The following is a 19,289-nucleotide window of genomic DNA, read 5'->3' on the forward strand; positions in this document are numbered from 1 at the left end:
TCACCAACAGATTAACCCCAATAAAAACGCCAGCATATGCTGGCGTTTTTTCGTCTATTTACCCGAGTTGAGTTACGCTAACGCTTGCTCGATATCAGCAATTAAATCTTGCACATCTTCAAGGCCCACTGAAATTCGCAATAAATTATCAGTGATCCCAGCTTCCATTCTGGCCTCTAAGGTATAAGGCGAGTGAGTCATGGAGGCAGGATGTTGAATTAATGACTCAGCATCACCTAAACTTACCGCTATGGTAAATAGCTTTAAACGATTGACAAAGTTAATTGCATCTTGCTTATCACCCTTAAGCTCAAACGCTATCACGCCACCAGCACGCTTCATTTGCTTGCCAATAAACGCATGACCTTGATGGGTACTTAACCCTGGGTAGAACACCTGGGAAAAGGCCTTGTGCTCAACCAAGTAGTTAGCCAATATTTCGGCATTATCACAATGCCTTGCTAAGCGCACATCTAAAGTCTTAAGCCCTCGCAGAATAAGCCAAGCATCATGGGGAGACATAACGCCGCCAAAGTCTTTTAAAATCTCGTACCTCAATTTATGCATATGCTCGCTGTTGCCGCACACTATGCCGGCAATCACATCACCATGGCCGTTTAAATATTTGGTCGCGCTGTGGATCACCATGTCTATGCCCATAGCCAATGGCTTTTGCAGCAGTGGCGTCATAAAGGTGTTATCCACTATGCTAATCAGCCCATGTTTTTTAGCCACTTTCGCCATGGCGTCTAAATCAAACACTTGTAGATGGGGATTCACCGGCGTTTCACAAAAAAGTACCCGAGTGTTAGGTTTTATAGCGGCTTCAACCGCTTGCATATCACTAAAATCCACCAAACTTGTGCTGATACCATAGCGGGAAAGCTGGGTGGTTATCAACGCATAGGTGCAACCGTACACGGCTTTAGAGGCAATTAAATGGTCCCCTTGCTCCAGATGAGTCAATAGCGCAGCAGACACGGCCGCCATGCCAGATGCCGTTGCAGCCGCATCATCGGCGCCTTCTAGCAGCGCCATCTTTCGTTCGAGTTCAGCCGTGGTTGGGTTGCCAAGACGAGTATAAATATAGCCAGGTTCGTCCCCAGCAAACCTCGCTCCGCCCTGCTCTGCGGTTTCAAACGCAAAGGTGGCACTTTGGTATAAAGGTGTCACCAGCGCCCCAAACGCTTCTCTTTGATGACCACCATGAATCGCAACCGTTGCTGACTTCCATTTATCTTGCATTTCAATCTCCTGACCACAAATATTATGTGTTGTTAGTGTGGTAATGCTCAGTATGAATTAATTTCATCTTTGCATAACATACAGGGACTGACGATTTAGCCAATGGGGTGACAAAAAATATCCCGCCTTGCGATGTAAAAACTATGTTACATGCAAAACATCTGCGTTAATTAAATGGGGTTGGCGTTAACAACCTACGCAGCACTTAGTCAGTTTGTAACCGAGTCACACCTATGAATAGCTAGCATGCTGGACATCAGTTCGCTCACTGAATCGCTGCATTTCTACCAAACGGCTATAAGTGCGGCGAAACTCAAATTTAAGTGCACCTTCTTGATAAAGTTCATCCAGTGCACATTGGCTGTTAAGCACTAACGTCACTTTTTGATCGTACAATTCATCCACCAAACTAATAAAACGCCGCGCGGGGTCATCCTCTACTGCATAGGCTAATTGTCTTTCTCCTGTGGTGGTTGCTAGGGCCCCATCTTCGGTGCCGCGAGCTCTTATCCAGCCTCGCACGGCGCCGCCAAGACGGGGCACAGAACTCACCAGTACATGGCTAAAGCGTTCGGCAATCTCTATGTAATCTAAGGCCGAGCGTGGCCCTTGGCACAGGGCTGAGAATTCAAACCAAGCGATGGAGCCACACAGACCCTTAACAGGAATATCTCGCTGACAAATACGCACTCTCGTGTTTGTCTGTGGCGCTAACTGCGGCGAAAACCTCGAATAGCGCTGAGCACATAAGTGTTCAAACATTACCTGAGGGGTTTGCTGTGATGGTAAATACGTAAGTCCTGCTAGGCCCTCATCGCTGATAGCGCTTGGGTTATAAATTGAAAGCCTGTGATCCACTTGCCCACTGAGGTGAATCTCATGGTTAAAGGTTTGCAACAGGGCGATTGCAGGCAGAAACCTATCCCGCTGCAGGCCATTCTTATACAGCTCATGGATGGGAATGTTAGAGGTTGCCACCAGTACCACACCCGAATTAAACAGTGCATCAAATAGCCGTCCAAGCAAGATGGCATCACCAATGTCAGCCACAAAAAATTCATCGAAGCAAATGAGCCTAAATTCTGCCGCTAACTCCCGAGCGATATAAAGCAGAGGGTCCCCCTTGCCAGATGTCTGATTAAGTTTCTTATGCACCATAGCCATAAAACGATGAAAATGCAGCCTGAGCACTTGGTCAGCTTGCCTCTCACTGACCGCTTGATAAAATATATCCATCAGCAAGGTTTTACCCCGGCCCACATCGCCCCAAAGGTATACCCCTTTCACCCTGCCTATCTTGCTAGAGGAAATAGTAGAGTCAGACTTTTTGGCGTTAGTATCAGCTTCAGGGCAGAACCATAGCTGATAAAGCGCTTCTAATGCCGTTATCGCCTGATGTTGAGCAGGATCGTCGACAATATGGCTTTCGCAAAGGGTTATGTATCGGGTCAGTGGTGACAAAATCATGATGAATAGCGACGCTTAACACTCAACGCTGGCGTCTTAAATCCTATGGGTTAGCTTTATTCCAATCGCAGTTTACTTTACTCTGATGCAATGAAACAGAGTACCATAGAGCAAGTTACCCAATTGAACCCTAGTCTTTTGCCGCTGAGTACATTGGTGGCCAGCGTATAAGAGATGAAGTTAGTTCATTCCAGCATAAGAAGAAATCCATTGGCCGAACCCAGCTCATCTAAACCTGGCTCATCTCGAGCAGATAGCCCGACCATAAGCTCAATTCCCCCAACAGCGGCAGAAGCCGTTATACCGCCCAATTGGCGACAGCGTATCTTAACGGCATGTGCACAAGTTAAGCAGCGCCGTTTTTGGCTTCATTTATTTCGAGACTTAAGCCTATTGCTGATCATAGGGTTTGCCATTGCAAGCTATCAGCAACGTCACATGCTTAAAGATATAGCGCCTAGCCTCAATATGTTGACAACTCAAGGCAGCATGGCATTTTCAAGCTATGCCAATGAGCCCAAGGCGAAGCTTGTGTACTTTTTTGGTTCTTGGTGCCCAGTGTGCCGCTTCACGTCCCCCGAAGTTACCGCCATAGCGCAGGATTACCCCACTATCGCCATTGCCTTGGCTTCAGGTACCGATTTGCAGATCAATCAATTTATGACTCAAGAAGACTACCAGTTCGATGTTATCAATGATGATAATGGCAGCATAAGTGAGATTTGGGGCGTTCAGGCAGTGCCGGCGTTTTATATCTTAGATGAGCAAAATAAGATTGTCTTCGTTACCTCAGGCGCCAGCTCACAATGGGGGCTACGTCTTAGGCTTTGGTGGGCAAGCCTGTAGGCAATGCTGACAACTAGCACTACACTGAGCAGAATTGAAATCAGTTCCTATAAAACAGTTGCGATAAATTGTCATAAGCTGAGTAATAATGGTGTCCGCTTTTCGTTGGCCGTTAAATCTTGTTATCATTAGCGCCCTTAAGGTATCAACAAAAGCCTGTGACACTGCCACATAGATACCCTCTTCAAGTAACATCATGCCCATGATAGAGAGCACAATGAACCACAGCCCAGTGATGCAAGTCTTTAATTACCAGCCACCGAGTATTCCATGGCTTGACATACGCTATCTTGATAGAGACATCATAGTCATCAACAAACCGTCGGGATTACTGTCAAACCCAGGCCGCGCACCTGAGACCTATGATACCGCCATCACACGTTTACAGCGCCTGTATCCTGAGACGATTCTCATTCATCGGCTCGATTGCGATACCTCAGGCATTATGATCTTTGCTCGCAATAAAAAAGCCGAATCCAATCTCAAGACTCAGTTTCAAAATAGGCAAGCCAAAAAGGTTTATATTGCCGAAGTCAGCGGATGTTTCGAACACCAAGATGGCAAGGTCAATTTTCCTCTCGGGCCGGATCCAATGACACCGCCTTTTCAGCAAGTCATAGAGTCAGGTAAGCCAGCGCTCACTTATTACCGCTTATTGGAGCACAGAGCGAGCACAAGCCTAGTAGAATTAAAACCACACACGGGTCGCACTCACCAACTTAGGGTGCACATGAAGGCCCTAGGGCACACCATTATTGGGGATGAGTTTTACGGTGACGAAACTGTTATAGCCGCCAGTCACAGACTGAATCTGCATGCGCAATCTTTGACCCTACTTCACCCTTTCAAGCAGATTGAAATACAGTTTTTTAGCCAGCATCCGTTTTAATACCCATCACCTTGGCTATATTTAGCTGCTTAAAAAGAAAAAGCCCATGATGCAAACATCATGGGCTTTTTGTGTCTGCCTTTGGGCATTCACATACGTGTTAGAGTTTGGTGCTAACTATTTGCTTTAGCTTCTGCGGCTTCACAGGCTGCTGCAGTAAAGAGCACATCGGTGGAGCTATTAAGGGCGGTTTCAGCTGAGTCCTGCACTACGCCAATAATAAAGCCCACTGCCACAACCTGCATGGCGATATCATTAGAAATACCAAATAGACTACAAGCAAGTGGAATAAGCAATAACGAGCCACCCGCAACACCCGAGGCGCCGCAGGCTGCAACGGACGCCATCACGCTCAGTAATAATGCTGTGACAAAGTCCACTTGCACGCCCAAGGTATGCGCCGCCGCTAACGTTAGCACTGTGATGGTAATCGCAGCGCCACCCATGTTAACGGTGGCCCCTAAGGGGATAGAAACAGAATACGTATCTTCGTGAAGTTTAAGCTCTTCACACAAAGCCATATTCACCGGAATATTCGCCGCACTGGAACGGGTAAAGAATGCGGTTACCCCGCTACCTCTTAGGCATTTAAGCACCAAAGGATAGGGGTTACGTTTAATTTTTAAGTAAACAATTAACGGATTCACCACCAAGGCCATAATTAACATGGCCCCCACTAACACCATCAGTAGCTGAGCGTAACCTGCTAAGGCATCAAAACCTGTCGCTGCTACAGTGCCTGCCACTAAACCAAAAATACCAAGAGGTGCTAATCGAATAACAAAGCGCACCATTTGCGACACCCCATGACTAATGTCATTAAGCACGGCTTTGGTTGCATCAGTGCCGTGGTGCAGCGCGATACCTAAACCAATACCCCAGGCTAAAATGCCAATGTAATTACCAGTCATTAACGCATTAACGGGATTATCCACCAACTTAAATAACAAGGTATTTAAGACTTCAGCAATACCTTGAGGTGGGTTCGAACCTTCAATTCCTGTCACCAACACTAAGGTGGTGGGGAAGGAAAAACTCAAAAGCACTGCCGTTAATGCGGCGGCAAAGGTACCAATCAAATAAAGGCTAATAATCGGCCGCATATTGGTGTGACTGTTCTTTTTTTGATTGGCTATGGAGGATGCCACCAAGACAAACACTAAAATGGGTGCTATCGCCTTAAGGGCGCCAACAAAGAAATCCCCAAGAAAAGCGACTTGACTAGCCGCAGACGCTGACACACTGGCTAAAATAACCGCTAACGCTATACCAACAATGATTTGTAATACTAAGCTGCCATGAATAATACGGCTAAAAAGTGATGGATTAGAACTCATAAGAAACCTTACTTATTGTTATTGTTTTGCTAACAAGTGAAATAGGCAAAATCCTGTCAGGGTATTGCCAATCAATATTATCAAGATGGAATATCACCAAAGTAAGCTAACCGATACTTTTGAGGATATCAATCGGAACTCGGCCAAAACCAAGCGTTAACTTGTTTATGCTAAAGGATCGGCGCGCAGTGGGCGATAAATTGTCCCATAGCGGCACTGTTTGCCTGCACTCGTCGGTCGAAATCCTCCTGCCCAGGCGTTTCACTGCAGGCAGCTAATTTAGCGCCGCTTCGAACAAGGAAAGCCTCGAAGGAGGTATCGAAATGATTAAAAATCACCCCATCTGTTACCGGACACTCATCGATAAACCCATCTTTCGCCAGTTTAAAATACTGACCTAATGCGTCTCTGAGCCCCAGGCTGAAACGTCCCGGTGTTTGAGTCGGCTCGAAAGAGTAGACATAAGTTTCATTCATAAGCACATCCTCGTGGCAGGTTAAAATGCCATCCCGACTGGCGGCGCATAGTAGCTGAGCATGCTCAAGTAACAGTTTACCCTCAAGGGATGTGTGTTCGTTGGGGGTAGGCTTGCCATTTTCCAGAGTGAAGCCTCGATTGGGATTTTCGCCAAAACGATTGAACCTATGCCCTGCTTTAAAACCGGTTGGATTCACCAAAGGCAAAAGGCTCAGGTTTACCCGCTCAAATAATGCCGGCTGCAAGCCACGTAAAAAATGCAACATGCCCCAAGGACCGGCGGCTTCTTCACCATGAAATCCAGAGCTAATGAGCAATGAAGGTAAATCTGATCTCTGGCTTGCAGATTGATAGAGATTGATAGCAAAGCTGTCAACGCTACCTAAGGTGTTTTTCTTGAGCCCAAGACGGTTAACCTCTTCGGCTAGCTGAGCGTAAAAAGCGTCGATATCATTGCTCTGGCAATTAAATATCTCTGACTGCCATACAAAAGACTCAAATGGGGATCTGCTTGTCATAAACTCATCTTCTTTCGCAAAATAAAGTGGTGTTGTGGCGGTGCTAAGCCTCTTTGGGTGACTAAACTGCGCACCATACTAAGATAAAATATCTTGAATAAAATACTAAGAAAATACCTAAATAAAATTACGATTGGCTTAACGCATTAGCGCCTCTAAGCATGGCACCTATCAATTCATGGGCATCAAATTTAGTTAATGCTTCATTCGCGCCAACCTGTTTGGCTTGTCCGACACTGATTTCACTGGAAAGTGAAGAGTGCAAAATAATGTAGGCATGATTCAGCAGCGGGTTATCCCGTACCTCAAACGCCAGTTCATAACCATCAAGCCCTGGCATCTCGATATCGCTGACCAATAAATCAATGGGCTTTCTATCTGCCGCCGCTTCTACCATGATATCCAGCGCATCTTGACCGTTCTCAGTCACACGATAGCCTATATTGAGCGAGTCGAGCACATCGGACAATTGCTTGCGGGCAACTTTAGAGTCATCCACCAGTAAAATTTGCAATGGCTTTAACTTCTCACGCTGCACATCTGTGAGTATCGCCCGTTGAGTGGTGGGATCATCTGGGAAGATTTTTGACAGTAACAGCTCAACATCCATTAACTGCACCAGTTGATTTTCATAACGCGTGACCCCAGTTAAAAACGCATTGGCACCTAAGTTACCCGAAGGCGCCTCAATATCACGCCAATTACACTCCATGATCTTATCAATTTCCCGCACCATAAAGCCAATTAACATCCGCTGACAATCGGTCACTATGATGTAGCTTTTGGCTTTATCTTCCTCTGCTATAGGCTTAAAACCTATGGCCGCTGCCATATCAACAACGGGGATAGTCCCGCCGCGCACAGTCGCTGCGCCGAGAATATTAGGGTGAGAGTTTGGGATTTTGGTCAAGGGCAAATAAGGCACTAATTCACGAATTTTTAAGGTGCCTAAGGCAAACAGTTGAGTATAATTCAGCCGAAAAAGTAACAAACCTTGAGATTGACTTGCTTTACTTTTCATACCCTCATCCTTCGTGTTAACACAAGATAAAAACTACCACACTCGCGTATGACTTCACGCCTATATAGCTGGCTAATAAAATGAGACCATTCGCATTTAGCATAAAATCAATGGCCTATATATTGCCAGCTTATCAATAACATCGACTAGATTTCAATTTAAAAGAACAGCCTAGAGCGACAAAGGCAAATCGTTAACCCTAAATCAAAGTCGCAAAGCGACCACCACAAAAAAGAACTTAAATAATTATGAGCCATTAACGGCCATTAGTCTTGCAATGCGTATAACACATCAAATACAAATTGATCCCAGCCGTCTGCACTAAAAGCTATCTCTCGCACATTACGCACTTGACTCACAGCATGCAAAGGCGCAGCGCCATTTTTCATTAAGTAATAGGCCATCATAAGACCCGTTCTGTCTTTACCTGAGCGGCAATGAATAAGCACAGGCAAGTTATCCGCTTCACATTGAGCAATAAAAGCTAAAATTTTTGGCAATATTTCAGTGCAAATGGCTAAATCATCAAGGGTGGGCGGAATGCTATCGGGCAAGGTAAACACCCTATGAAGGATCCCAACCTCTGCCATTGCACTCTCATCACATTGATTGGCATCATTAAGAGAAACAATGACTTTAATACCATTGGCGGCTAGCTCTTGTAAATCCCAAGGGGTTTTATTAGGGCCACTGCGACCAGCAAGCTTACCTTCAACTAACCAAAAAACATCTTTCATCTTATCTACTACTCTGGCATTGAACTTTTATCGTGACCTTAGTCATCTAGCATCACAACTCATTGAGCTAAACACTAACGCTGAACGGGCTAAACTAGTCAGCTTTATTGCCCCAAATATCCACATTGGCTTGCGGCAAGACCTTGCGTTTTTTCTTACCTGTGCCTTCGGGCTTTGCCATGGGTTTTTCCTGCTCCAATAGGGCTTCAGGCATTTGCTCATCGGCTTCAAATCCCGCCACTTGCTCGCGCTCCAACCTGATTTTGTTCTTTTTTTCTATCACGGTGAAATGATGGTATTCATCATGTGACAATAAACTTAACGCTAAGCCCACTTCACCGGCACGGCCGCTGCGGCCAATTCTGTGCATGTAGTCCGCGGGACTTCTGGGTAAATCAAAGTTGATTACCACCGGCAGTTTTTCAATGTCTAGCCCACGAGCTGCGATATCGGTTGCGATCAACACTTGAATGTCGCCGGCTTTAAACCCTTCAAGCACACGACTTCGAGCGCCTTGGGCCTTATCGCCGTGGAACACTTCGGCAGTAATGCCGCGCTTAGCCAATTTTTGCGCCAGATGATTACAGCTATTTTTAGCGCCAACGAAAATCAGCACCTGTCGCCACTGATGCTCATTGAGCAAATGGGCTAACAAGGCGGTTTTCTTCTCGCGGTTTACCGTCATCACTCGCTGCACTAAAGTGCTTGATTCAGGATTTTGCAATTGGATTTCAAGGGGGCTATTCAGCAAGGCATCGGTTAATTGACGCACCTCTTCAGGGAAGGTGGCCGAGAATAACAAGGTTTGTTTCTTTTTGGGCAATAACCCCAAGATTTGACCGATTTCATCGGTAAACCCAAGGCTTAGCATTCTGTCGGCTTCATCGAGCACTAAGGTACTGACATCGGCAAGTTTGAGTGCATTAGAAGAGAGTAAATCGAGCAAACGACCTGGCGTTGCCACCACAATATCAGCGCCGCCACGTAAGGCCAGCATCTGAGTATTCACAGAGACTCCGCCAAACGCTGCCACAACTTTAATGGCGCCATTACTGTGAACCGCATAAGACTTAAAGCTGTCGGCGACTTGTTTGGCAAGCTCTCTTGTTGGCACTAACACCAACGCACGAACGCCGTTACCTTTAAGAGGTTTTAGCGGTTTTGAAAGCAAAGCATGCAATAGGGGCAGAGCAAACGCCGCCGTTTTTCCTGAGCCAGTATTCGCCCCAGCTAACAAGTCTTTACCCGCTAAAATGCTACCTATGGTCTGGGCTTGAATAGGGGTTGGCACTTGATAGTCTAATTCGACAAGTCGTGACAATAAGGCATTGTGTAAGCCAAATTCGGCAAAAGTCGTGGCGAAAGCTTGGGTCATTGATTTAAGGCGCTCAAGAAATGAATTCAAGGCGCATTTTAACGTACTTTAATCTGATAGTCAGATTAATTAGCCTTCGCCTCGAACCTGGCTAATTATTCGCCACCAAACAGACTGTGAACCTCAACGCCTCAATCTGTTCTTATTTTCAAACAGCGATAGATTACGCCATTATGAGTTTACACTAACCCCTTCCAGATCAAGCAAATACTGCTTCATTGCCAAACCATAGGCATACCCTGTTAGTTGGCCACCCTTACCTATCACCCTGTGACAAGGGACGACAATGGCAATGGGATTGGCGCCATTGGCTGCACCCACGGCGCGCACAGCCTTGGGCCTCGATATAGTATTGGCAATATCAGAGTAACTGCACACTTGACCAAAGTTAAGCTCACTTAAAGCCTGCCACACTTGCCGCTGAAACTCAGTGCCTTTTGGCGCTAAGGGGAGTTCAAAGTGTTGGCGCTTTCCTGCAAAATAATCTGTGAGTTGAGCTAGGGTGAGCTCAAGGTGTGCCCTGCCTTGATCAACCAATGCTTTTTCAATCGGGGCATTTAAATCCCTATCTAACACTGTGCTTGATTTAACTTCAAGGGTGTTACTTACCGCCTCCAAACAGCTTACTTGCAAATGGGTCAAACCTAGGTCGCTGGCCTTTAGGGATAACTGCCCCACAGGGCTACTCACAAGGAACTCAATCACAGGCGCAGGCATCTTGTTATCAATCTGATTTTTTGGCTTCATTTGAGCGCTTCCTTTTTGTTTGACACTTTCTGGCTAGGTTGTTTAGTGTTAATGACTTTTTTGCAAACCACATGCTTGCTCGACTCTTTCTTACTCGTCATTAGATCTTCATCATCCCATAGGCCAAAGGTGAGATAACTGCCCCAAGGTGACACCTTATTGGCTATGTCAGCCGCCAAGGCTAAATACGCTTTTGGGGTTTCAATGATTCCCCCCGCCTTAGCGTATAGCCCGTGAATTCTATGCTTAATCACTAAGTCTGAACTTAAAAACACATTGGACTCACTTAAGCCACGCATCTTAGCGTAGGCCACAGTCCAAGGGCCAATGCCTTTAACCTCAAGCCAATCATCTGGGGTGGAATGTGGGTGCTCTTGCACATAAGCGCCAAGGGCATTGAGGGCAAGCCTGCGCGCACCTGGCATTTTTAATTCATCGAGACTCGCTGTAGCCACGGCTTCAGGTGTTGGAAATAAGCGCCAAACTTGACCATTAAGCTCAAAGGTTTCGCCATAATGTTCAACCAGCGTATTGAGTAATTTAGTGGCTTGTTGCACGCTAACCTGTTGACCCAATATGGCTCGGCACGCTGCCTCAAACACGCTTGCGGTCGCTGGAATGCGTAAACCAGCATCAAGCTTTGCCCCCATGGCAACAAGCGGAACAAAGATCTGCGCTATCGTCGCCATATCAGTATCTAAATCGAGCAGACGCCTTATCCTCAATACCACTGGGTGTAATTGCTTAACATCATGGCTGTGCAGTAAATAAATTTGGGTGTCGAACTGCGACTTAGCTTCATTGAGACGCACCCTGAACACGCCTTTTACCCCATCGAAGCAAAAGCTGCGGCTGTAGCCTTGTTCTTCATCTAAAATTTCCATGCCGCTCACTTGACGAAATTGGTAAAACGCCCACATTTTGTGCCAATTGAGCGGCGGGCGAAATGCCAGCGACAGGCAAATCTCTTGGGTTATTGCCCCCTCTGCATCCTTATTGTTGCGAGTATTTGTTTGGGCCTTGGCTGACACTTTGCGTAGCGCCGTTGGCGTCAGTTGCAATTCTTGCTGAAACACTTCATTAAAGCGCCGTAAGCTATTAAAGCCTGCGGCCATTGCAACTTGTGTTATGGGTAACTGAGTTTGATGTAACAATTGCTTGGCAAACATCAACTGTTGATACAAGGCAAAGCGCTTGGGCGACGTTCCCAGACCTTGGTTAAAGAGCTTGGCTAAGTAACGGCTCGAAATCCCCAACTTCAGCGCTAACGACTCCACAGAGCCTGAGTTATCACCACGTAAATAGCCTTGTTCTATCAGACTAATGGCACGTTTTAAGCTGGTTTGAGTACCAAGCCAAGCATGTGAATGCGGCGCACTGTCGGGGCGACAACGCAGGCAAGGCCTCAGCCCGGCATTGGCAGCCTGAATGGCAGAATCAAAATAGCGCACGTTTTTCTCAAGTGGAGGCGGCGCTGGGCATATAGAACGGCAATAAATACCCGTCGAAAATACCCCGGTAAAAAACTGACCGTCAAACCTTGCATCGCGGCTGAGTCTAGCTTGCAGGCATACACTTGGGCTTATCACGCAGTTATTTTCATGTGGCCCTTGAACTTCATTGCGAGTTGCCATTGGCTTCTATCCACTGTATTTCATATCTATGCCCAACTGTACTGAAATAAACAGATACCCACTAGCGGAAATCGGAACTCAATGTTCAGATAAGGTAAATAACTCGTTTAGGCAAATGGAAATGAAATTTAACCCTTAACAGCCATCCGTTTTGAGTTATCCTAGCTATCTGTTTTTATTGAATGATGCGCTGAGTATTCGATGTTTAAATTTTTTGAATCATTAACCCAACCCTTGCCCCCAGAAGAACCAACGCAGCCCCCTTCTGGCGTGTATGCGTTCTGTCGCCATTACACTCAAGGTTTTGGCGCCTTGCTGATCACCATGTCGGTATTAACCGCTATTTTAGCCATGCTCGAAGTGTCTTTATTCGGCTTTATGGGTCAGCTGGTGGATTGGCTTGTCACTAAAGACCCGCAAACCTTGTGGCAAGATGAGAAAACTACCTTGGTCGCCATGTCTGTCATCGTCTTACTGGTGATCCCACTGCTGGTGTGGCTACACGCATCGATTGCCTACCAATCTTTGCTGGGCAATTATCCCATGGCCATTCGCTGGCAGACTCACAGGTATCTGCTTAAACAGAGCATTTCGTTTTATCAAGATGATTTTGCCGGCCGTATCGCCACGAAAGTGATGCAAACCTCACTTGCGGTGCGTGAAACCGTAATGAAATTACTCGATGTCCTGGTCTATGTGCTGGTGTATTTCACCTCCATGTTAGTGATGATAGCCAGCGCCGATCTGCGCTTAATGCTACCTATGCTTGTCTGGCTCGCCGCTTATGTGGCAATTCAGTGGAAATTAGTGCCTAAGTTAAAGGCTATTTCCACTGAGCAAGCCGATGCACGCTCAACCATGACAGGACGCATCGTCGACAGCTATACCAATATCTCGACAGTAAAACTCTTCTCCCATACTAAGCAAGAAGCGGATTATGCCCGTGACAGCATGATGATTTTCCTAAAAACCGTTTATGGTCAGATGCGCTTAGTGACTGTTATCAACGTATCGGTGCAAATCATCAACTATGTGCTGGCCTTTGTCATCGCTGCTGTGTCCATTTGGCTGTGGGCTGACAATGCCATTAGTGTCGGCGCTATCGCCATTGCCGTGAGTTTAGCATTGCGCTTGAATGGCATGTCCCAGTGGATCATGTGGGAAATCAGTTCATTATTTGAAAATATTGGCACTGTGACCGACGGCATGAATACCTTGTCTAAGCCTATCGCTATCGAAGATAAACCAGGCGCGAAAGACATAGTTGTCAGCCAAGGAAAGATAGATTTCAACCGAGTGAGCTTTCATTACGGCGAGAAAACCGGCGTTATTGATGAATTAAATCTTAATATCAAGGCTGGCGAAAAAGTGGGGCTTGTTGGCCGCTCTGGCGCGGGTAAATCCACCCTAGTTAATCTGTTGATGCGTTTTCATGATGTTGAGCAAGGGCAAATATGCATAGATGGACAACCCATCACTGACATTACCCAAGACTCGCTGCGGGCCAACATAGGCATGGTGACTCAGGATACCTCATTGCTGCACAGATCCATTCGAGAGAATGTGCTCTATGGCGACCCCAATGCCAGTGAAGCGCGCTTGATGGCCGCCATCACTCAGGCTCAGGCGCATGAGTTCATTGAGCACTTAACGGATCCCCACGGCAATGTTGGCTTAGATGCACAAGTGGGTGAACGCGGGGTTAAGCTTTCTGGTGGCCAAAGACAGCGTATCGCCATCGCCCGTGTGTTACTTAAAAATGCGCCGATTCTATTACTTGATGAAGCCACCTCTGCGCTGGACTCTGAAGTCGAAGCGGCAATCCAAGGCTCGTTGTACGAGTTAATGGAAGGCAAAACCGTTATTGCCATCGCCCACAGATTATCCACCATAGCGGCAATGGACAGGCTCATAGTGTTAGATCAAGGTAAGATTGTTGAACAAGGCACACATCAAGAATTGATCGACGCTAAAGGCATATACGCGCAATTATGGGCTCATCAAACCGGCGGTTTTATCGGTGTTGACTAGCTATTTAACCTCAGCTCGGGATAATAAATGCATATCAAACAGCTCTTTGCACCGCTAACTGTGTTGAATCTACTTGCAATAGGCTAGCTATTGCCGCGTAAATTCGCCTTGTTATCAGCGCAAAGCTCAAGTTTGAGGGTAATTACTTGAATTTTGGCTGTTTCAATGCCGTTTATTCATCTCTTAACCCGAGTTGAGGTTATTTACTTAGGTAAGTGGCACTGGATCATTAAACTAAAACACCAAAGCTAAGCCACTCATTGAGTGGCTTTTTTATTGCCACTTTATTTAAAAAATAACAATAAAGTTTGAAAAAATAGCAATGAGAAATAGTGTTCAAACGAATAGATATGATGACGTTTTTAACAGGGATAATTCACAGAGAATAATAAAAAGAAGACATTAACTGGAATAAAAACGATTGGGATTGTTTGAAGCAAAGAAATGGTGGTCGCTACTGGGCTCGAACCAGTGACCCCCTCCTTGTAAGGGAGGTGCTCTCCCAGCTGAGCTAAGCGACCTGGGATATAACGCAGAATAATCTAACAGAATACAGAGATATGGTGGTCGCTACTGGGCTCGAACCAGTGACCCCCTCCTTGTAAGGGAGGTGCTCTCCCAGCTGAGCTAAGCGACCTGGGATATCAATCTATTTTAAAATCTTAGTAAAATATGGTGGTCGCTACTGGGCTCGAACCAGTGACCCCCTCCTTGTAAGGGAGGTGCTCTCCCAGCTGAGCTAAGCGACCTGGGATATTTTACGTTCGAGTCCACCTATCTATGAGAGAAATGGTGGTCGCTACTGGGCTCGAACCAGTGACCCCCTCCTTGTAAGGGAGGTGCTCTCCCAGCTGAGCTAAGCGACCTGGGACTCTACACTATACTCACTGGATTACATGGTGGTCGCTACTGGGCTCGAACCAGTGACCCCCTCCTTGTAAGGGAGGTGCTCTCCCAGCTGAGCTAAGCGACCTGGGATGTAATCAACAGAAAAATAACTTCAGATTGAAGCTATGGTGGTCGCTACTGGGCTCGAACCAGTGACCCCCTCCTTGTAAGGGAGGTGCTCTCCCAGCTGAGCTAAGCGACCTCATGCTGTGTGGGGCCGTATTATAGGGACCGAGTAAAACCTGTCAACGCTTTTCGACGAAAAAAAACTTAGCCGCAGAAAATTTACCCTCTTTGTTGTTTTGTTAAACAAATTACATTCTGAGCCTATCGTGGCTTAGCCATAGATTAAAGCCCTATTAATCCCTTTTTCATGGCAAAACATCAAGGGGATAGATAGCCTGACAATATCTTGGAGTGACTCTATTATAATGAGAAACATTTCCACTAGGTGGATTGGCTGTTAGAATAAGCGCCACATTTTATACTTTGTCTTCTTCTAGACGTTTTTAATAGGTTAGTGTCCGATTATGACAACTCCCGCGATAACTAAAACGCGTTTTGCTCCTAGCCCAACCGGCTTCCTTCATGTTGGCGGTGCCCGTACAGCACTTTATTCTTGGCTTCAGGCTCGTGCTAATAATGGTGAATTTGTGCTCCGAATCGAAGACACAGATATCGAGCGTTCAACACAAGCGGCTTGTGATGCCATTCTTGATGGTATGAACTGGTTAGGTTTGACTTGGGACGAAGGTCCTTATTACCAGACAAAGCGTTTTGATCGTTACCATGAAATCATCGGCCAAATGCTAGAAAAAGGCACTGCCTATAAATGTTATTGTTCACGCGAGCGCATTGAAACCATGCGTGAAGAACAAGCTGCTGCGGGATTACAACAAAAATATGATGGCCATTGCCGCAACCTTGCAGCAAGAGAAACTAACGAGCCGTTTGTTATACGCTTTAAAAACCCGTTAGAGGGCAGTGTCGTTTTTGACGATCATGTGCGCGGCCGCATCGAAATATCTAACGAAATGTTAGATGATTTAATTATCCAACGTACCGATGGTGTGCCTACTTACAACTTCTGTGTGGTCGTTGATGATTGGGACATGGGTATTACTAGCGTTGTGCGAGGTGAAGATCACATTAACAATACGCCACGTCAAATCAATATTCTTAAAGCGCTCGGGGCGCCTATCCCTGAATATGCCCATGTGTCTATGATTTTAGGCGACGACGGCGCTAAGCTATCCAAACGCCACGGCGCTGTTGGTGTAATGCAATACCGTGATGACGGTTATTTACCCGAAGCCCTGTTGAACTATTTAGTGCGCTTAGGTTGGTCTCATGGCGACCAAGAAATCTTCTCAATGGAAGAAATGAAGCAGCACTTTAAACTGGGCGACATTAACAAAGCAGCATCCGCCTTTAACACAGATAAGCTTATTTGGTTAAATCAACACTATATTAAGACCCTTGACCCAGAATATGTCGCAAGTCATTTAGCTTGGCATATGGAAGATCAAAACATTGATACCAGCAATGGTCCAGCCCTAGCTGAGATAGTGACCGCACTTTCTGAGCGCGCCAAAACATTAAAAGAACTGGCCGAATCGAGCCGTTATTTCTTTGAAGACTTCACTGACTTTGATGAAGTTCAAGCTAAAAAGCATTTACGCGGCGTGGCCCTTGAGCCGTTAACCTTAGTTAAGACTAAATTAGCAGCCTTAACTGAATGGTCTGTCAGTGTAATTCATCAAGTAATTGAAGATACCGCCACTGAACTTGAGGTTGGCATGGGTAAAGTAGGTATGCCACTGCGTGTTGCTGTAACAGGTGCAGGCCAGTCGCCTGCTCTAGATTTAACCTTGTTTTTAATTGGAAAAGACAGATCTGAGCAAAGAATATCCAAAGCGATTGATTTTGTAGCAGATAGAATAAATTCCTAAAAAACGAGTTGACACTTTTGGGTATGCTGCATAGAATGCGCCTCGCAGTTGAGACACGTGGTCAGTAATTCTGGTAGCGTATCCAAAAGCAATTTAAGTAAGTCGGGGTTATAGCTCAGCTGGGAGAGCGCTTCGCTGGCAGTGAAGAGGTCCACGGTTCGATCCCGTGTAGCTCCACCACTTACTTAAGCATCTTTATTAGATGAAAGCATTGATATTCTTGATTAACAAGAGTGCTTACAGATATCAATGAGTATTCACTCGATACAGAGTATAAGGTATCAAATGTGTCCTATTAGTCTAGAAATAGAGTATAGGACACCGCCCACTTTGGTTTATAAAGAGTCGGCGGTAGCAGGGGGGTCGAATCCTTGTTAGTAATTATCTAGCAATTAGCATTGATATTCTTGGTTAACAAGAGTGCCTACAGACATCGATGAGTATTCACTCGGTACAGAGTATAACGTATCAACAGTGTCCCATTCGTCTAGAAATAGAACATAGGACACCGCCCACTTTGGTTTATAAAGAGTCGGCGGTAACAGGGATTCGAATCCTTGTTATTAATTTTGTAGCGATTAGCATTGATGTTTAGCCTACAGGCATCTATGAGTATTCACTCGATACAGAGTATAACGTATCAACTGTGTCCCATTCGTCTAGAGGCCTAGGACACCGCCCTTTCACGGCGGTAACAGGGGTTCGAATCCCCTATGGGATACCACTTTTTTAAGTTTTGGTATCAACCGAGATTTTATATTCGGGGCTATAGCTCAGCTGGGAGAGCGCTTCGCTGGCAGTGAAGAGGTCCACGGTTCGATCCCGTGTAGCTCCACCAAATTTGCTTATTAAAGCAAATTAGCATTGATGTTCTTGGTTAACAAGAGTGCCTACATACATCAATGAGTATTCACTCGATACAGAGTATAACGTATCAACTGTGTCCCATTCGTCTAGAAATAGAGAGAATAGGACATCGACCACTTTGTTTTATAAAGAGTCGGCGGTAACAGGAGGGCAAATCCTTGTTATTAAATATGTAGCAATTAGCCTTGATGTTTAGCCTACAGACATCAATGAGTATTCACTCGATACAGAGTATAACGTATCAACTGTGTCCCATTCGTCTAGAGGCCTAGGACACCGCCCTTTCACGGCGGTAACAGGGGTTCGAATCCCCTATGGGATACCATATTTTTGATGGTTGAACATGATTCGAAGCAGTTTATGCGATCAGGTTTGAAGATCTAAAATAGCATTGATATTCTTGGTTACCAAAAGTGCCTACAGACATCAATGAGTATTCACTCGATACAGAGTATAACGTATCAACTGTGTCCCATTCGTCTAGATATAGAGAGAATAGGACATCGCCCACTTTGGTTTATAAGAGAGTCGGCGGTAACAGGGGTTTCAAATCCTTGATATTAATTATGTAGCAATTAGCTTTGATGTTTAGCCTACAGACATCAATGAGTATTCACTCGATACAGAGTATAAGGTATCAACTGTGTCCCATTCGTCTAGAGGCCTAGGACACCGCCCTTTCACGGCGGTAACAGGGGTTCGAATCCCCTATGGGATACCATATTTTGATGGTTGAACATGATTCGAAGAAATTGTTTTCGGAAAAAGCGTTTAATGATCTAAATAGCATTGATATTCTTGGTTACTAAGAGTGCCTACAGACATCAATGAGTATTCACTCGATACAGAGTATAACGTATCAACTGTGTCCCATTCGTCTAGAAATAGAGCTTAGGACATCGCCCACTTTGGTTTATAAAGAGTCGGCGGTAACAGGAGTTCGAATCCTTAGGGTTTTGTTCTTCATTATAGGTAACTAGCACTGGTGTTTAGCCTACAGACACCAATGAGTATTCACTCGATACAGAGTATAAGGTATCAAATGTGTCCCATTCGTCTAGAGGCCTAGGACACCGCCCTTTCACGGCGGTAACAGGGGTTCGAATCCCCTATGGGATACCATATTTTTGATGGTTGAACATGATTCGAAGCAGTTTATTCGATCAGGTTTGAAGATCTAAAATAGCATTGATATTCTTGGTTACCAAAAGTGCCTACAGACATCAATGAGTATTCACTCGATACAGAGTATAACGTA

Annotated in this window: 13 protein-coding genes and 12 tRNA genes; 10 read left to right on the forward strand and 15 right to left on the reverse strand. The window is 45.6% G+C overall.

Going from position 1 to position 19,289, the window contains the following annotated elements; all coding sequences use genetic code 11:
* Window positions 1–72 precede the first annotated feature (72 nt).
* Together megL and zapE are read right to left on the reverse strand one after the other, a co-directional pair.
* Window positions 73–1,245 carry a methionine gamma-lyase gene (gene megL / locus SDEN_RS13070; protein ID WP_011496952.1) on the reverse strand — a complete coding sequence of 391 codons (1,173 nt, stop codon included), beginning with the start codon at window positions 1,243–1,245 and terminating at the stop codon, window positions 73–75.
* Between the two features lie 231 nt (window positions 1,246–1,476).
* The gene (gene zapE, locus SDEN_RS13075) at window positions 1,477–2,712 is read right to left on the reverse strand and encodes a cell division protein ZapE (protein WP_011496953.1); all 1,236 of its coding nucleotides are present in this window, start codon (window positions 2,710–2,712) and stop codon (window positions 1,477–1,479) included.
* A gap of 174 nt (window positions 2,713–2,886) precedes the next feature.
* Between zapE and SDEN_RS20870 the strand changes: the two genes are divergently transcribed.
* Window positions 2,887–3,558 carry a protein disulfide oxidoreductase gene (locus SDEN_RS20870; RefSeq protein WP_011496954.1) on the forward strand — a complete coding sequence of 224 codons (672 nt, stop codon included), beginning with the start codon at window positions 2,887–2,889 and terminating at the stop codon, window positions 3,556–3,558.
* A gap of 235 nt (window positions 3,559–3,793) precedes the next feature.
* A complete protein-coding gene (locus SDEN_RS13085; protein WP_041406360.1) occupies window positions 3,794–4,447 on the forward strand; it encodes an RluA family pseudouridine synthase in 654 nt (217 codons plus the stop codon).
* A gap of 113 nt (window positions 4,448–4,560) precedes the next feature.
* Here SDEN_RS13085 and sstT read toward each other — a convergent pair whose 3' ends face one another.
* The 7 genes from sstT to SDEN_RS13120 all read right to left on the reverse strand — a co-directional run bounded on the left by sstT (window position 4,561) and on the right by SDEN_RS13120 (window position 12,293).
* Window positions 4,561–5,784, reverse strand: a complete 1,224-nt coding sequence (sstT, locus tag SDEN_RS13090; protein WP_011496956.1) for a serine/threonine transporter SstT — start codon at window positions 5,782–5,784, stop codon at window positions 4,561–4,563.
* A gap of 170 nt (window positions 5,785–5,954) precedes the next feature.
* Window positions 5,955–6,779: a M14 family metallopeptidase gene (locus tag SDEN_RS13095; RefSeq protein ID WP_011496957.1), complete on the reverse strand. Its 825-nt coding sequence runs from the start codon at window positions 6,777–6,779 to the stop codon at window positions 5,955–5,957.
* A gap of 127 nt (window positions 6,780–6,906) precedes the next feature.
* Window positions 6,907–7,800, reverse strand: a complete 894-nt coding sequence (locus SDEN_RS13100) for a chemotaxis protein (RefSeq protein WP_011496958.1) — start codon at window positions 7,798–7,800, stop codon at window positions 6,907–6,909.
* A 266-nt stretch (window positions 7,801–8,066) separates the two neighbouring features.
* Window positions 8,067–8,537, reverse strand: coding sequence for a dual specificity protein phosphatase family protein (locus SDEN_RS13105; protein WP_011496959.1), 471 nt, complete (start codon window positions 8,535–8,537; stop codon window positions 8,067–8,069).
* A gap of 94 nt (window positions 8,538–8,631) precedes the next feature.
* Window positions 8,632–9,912: a DEAD/DEAH box helicase gene (locus tag SDEN_RS13110; RefSeq protein ID WP_011496960.1), complete on the reverse strand. Its 1,281-nt coding sequence runs from the start codon at window positions 9,910–9,912 to the stop codon at window positions 8,632–8,634.
* A gap of 171 nt (window positions 9,913–10,083) precedes the next feature.
* Window positions 10,084–10,659 carry a methylated-DNA--[protein]-cysteine S-methyltransferase gene (locus SDEN_RS13115; protein WP_011496961.1) on the reverse strand — a complete coding sequence of 192 codons (576 nt, stop codon included), beginning with the start codon at window positions 10,657–10,659 and terminating at the stop codon, window positions 10,084–10,086.
* Window positions 10,656–12,293, reverse strand: a complete 1,638-nt coding sequence (locus tag SDEN_RS13120) for an AlkA N-terminal domain-containing protein (RefSeq protein ID WP_011496962.1) — start codon at window positions 12,291–12,293, stop codon at window positions 10,656–10,658. The genes SDEN_RS13115 and SDEN_RS13120 overlap by 4 nt, the downstream gene beginning before the upstream one ends.
* A 201-nt stretch (window positions 12,294–12,494) precedes the next feature.
* Between SDEN_RS13120 and SDEN_RS13125 the strand changes: the two genes are divergently transcribed.
* Window positions 12,495–14,324, forward strand: coding sequence for an ABC transporter ATP-binding protein (locus SDEN_RS13125; RefSeq protein WP_011496963.1), 1,830 nt, complete (start codon window positions 12,495–12,497; stop codon window positions 14,322–14,324).
* Window positions 14,325–14,769: 445 nt separating this feature from the next.
* Here the strand turns inward: SDEN_RS13125 and SDEN_RS13130 are convergent.
* From SDEN_RS13130 to SDEN_RS13155, 6 genes are all read right to left on the reverse strand, one after another.
* Window positions 14,770–14,845: transfer RNA gene (locus SDEN_RS13130), tRNA-Val, on the reverse strand.
* Window positions 14,846–14,885: 40 nt separating this feature from the next.
* A tRNA-Val gene (locus tag SDEN_RS13135) sits at window positions 14,886–14,961 on the reverse strand.
* Window positions 14,962–14,997: 36 nt separating this feature from the next.
* Window positions 14,998–15,073: transfer RNA gene (locus SDEN_RS13140), tRNA-Val, on the reverse strand.
* Window positions 15,074–15,114: 41 nt separating this feature from the next.
* Window positions 15,115–15,190: transfer RNA gene (locus tag SDEN_RS13145), tRNA-Val, on the reverse strand.
* A 31-nt stretch (window positions 15,191–15,221) separates the two neighbouring features.
* Window positions 15,222–15,297 (reverse strand) — tRNA-Val (locus tag SDEN_RS13150).
* A 41-nt stretch (window positions 15,298–15,338) separates the two neighbouring features.
* Window positions 15,339–15,414, reverse strand: a tRNA-Val gene (locus tag SDEN_RS13155).
* Between the two features lie 328 nt (window positions 15,415–15,742).
* Here SDEN_RS13155 and gltX point away from each other — a divergent pair.
* The 7 genes from gltX (at window position 15,743) to SDEN_RS13190 (ending at window position 19,153) form a co-directional block, all read left to right on the forward strand.
* On the forward strand, window positions 15,743–17,164 hold the full coding sequence (gene gltX / locus SDEN_RS13160) for a glutamate--tRNA ligase (protein ID WP_011496964.1): 1,422 nt from the start codon (window positions 15,743–15,745) through the stop codon (window positions 17,162–17,164).
* 104 nt (window positions 17,165–17,268) lie between these two features.
* Window positions 17,269–17,344, forward strand: a tRNA-Ala gene (locus SDEN_RS13165).
* A gap of 468 nt (window positions 17,345–17,812) precedes the next feature.
* Window positions 17,813–17,888 (forward strand) — tRNA-Glu (locus SDEN_RS13170).
* A gap of 38 nt (window positions 17,889–17,926) precedes the next feature.
* A tRNA-Ala gene (locus SDEN_RS13175) sits at window positions 17,927–18,002 on the forward strand.
* A gap of 278 nt (window positions 18,003–18,280) precedes the next feature.
* A tRNA-Glu gene (locus SDEN_RS13180) sits at window positions 18,281–18,356 on the forward strand.
* Between the two features lie 320 nt (window positions 18,357–18,676).
* A tRNA-Glu gene (locus SDEN_RS13185) sits at window positions 18,677–18,752 on the forward strand.
* 325 nt (window positions 18,753–19,077) lie between these two features.
* Window positions 19,078–19,153 (forward strand) — tRNA-Glu (locus SDEN_RS13190).
* The last annotated feature ends 136 nt before the right edge of the window (window positions 19,154–19,289 follow it).

The organism is Shewanella denitrificans OS217 (assembly GCF_000013765.1).
Lineage (GTDB): Bacteria > Pseudomonadota > Gammaproteobacteria > Enterobacterales > Shewanellaceae > Shewanella > Shewanella denitrificans.

Coding starts and splice junctions, on each gene's coding strand:
- megL (WP_011496952.1), bottom strand. CDS start 1,245: ATGCAAGATAAATGGAAGTCAGCAACGGTTGCGATTCATGGTGGTCAT.
- zapE (WP_011496953.1), bottom strand. CDS start 2,712: ATGATTTTGTCACCACTGACCCGATACATAACCCTTTGCGAAAGCCAT.
- SDEN_RS20870 (WP_011496954.1), top strand. CDS start 2,887: ATGAAGTTAGTTCATTCCAGCATAAGAAGAAATCCATTGGCCGAACCC.
- SDEN_RS13085 (WP_041406360.1), top strand. CDS start 3,794: ATGCAAGTCTTTAATTACCAGCCACCGAGTATTCCATGGCTTGACATA.
- sstT (WP_011496956.1), bottom strand. CDS start 5,784: ATGAGTTCTAATCCATCACTTTTTAGCCGTATTATTCATGGCAGCTTA.
- SDEN_RS13095 (WP_011496957.1), bottom strand. CDS start 6,779: ATGACAAGCAGATCCCCATTTGAGTCTTTTGTATGGCAGTCAGAGATA.
- SDEN_RS13100 (WP_011496958.1), bottom strand. CDS start 7,800: ATGAAAAGTAAAGCAAGTCAATCTCAAGGTTTGTTACTTTTTCGGCTG.
- SDEN_RS13105 (WP_011496959.1), bottom strand. CDS start 8,537: ATGAAAGATGTTTTTTGGTTAGTTGAAGGTAAGCTTGCTGGTCGCAGT.
- SDEN_RS13110 (WP_011496960.1), bottom strand. CDS start 9,912: ATGACCCAAGCTTTCGCCACGACTTTTGCCGAATTTGGCTTACACAAT.
- SDEN_RS13115 (WP_011496961.1), bottom strand. CDS start 10,659: ATGAAGCCAAAAAATCAGATTGATAACAAGATGCCTGCGCCTGTGATT.
- SDEN_RS13120 (WP_011496962.1), bottom strand. CDS start 12,293: ATGGCAACTCGCAATGAAGTTCAAGGGCCACATGAAAATAACTGCGTG.
- SDEN_RS13125 (WP_011496963.1), top strand. CDS start 12,495: ATGTTTAAATTTTTTGAATCATTAACCCAACCCTTGCCCCCAGAAGAA.
- gltX (WP_011496964.1), top strand. CDS start 15,743: ATGACAACTCCCGCGATAACTAAAACGCGTTTTGCTCCTAGCCCAACC.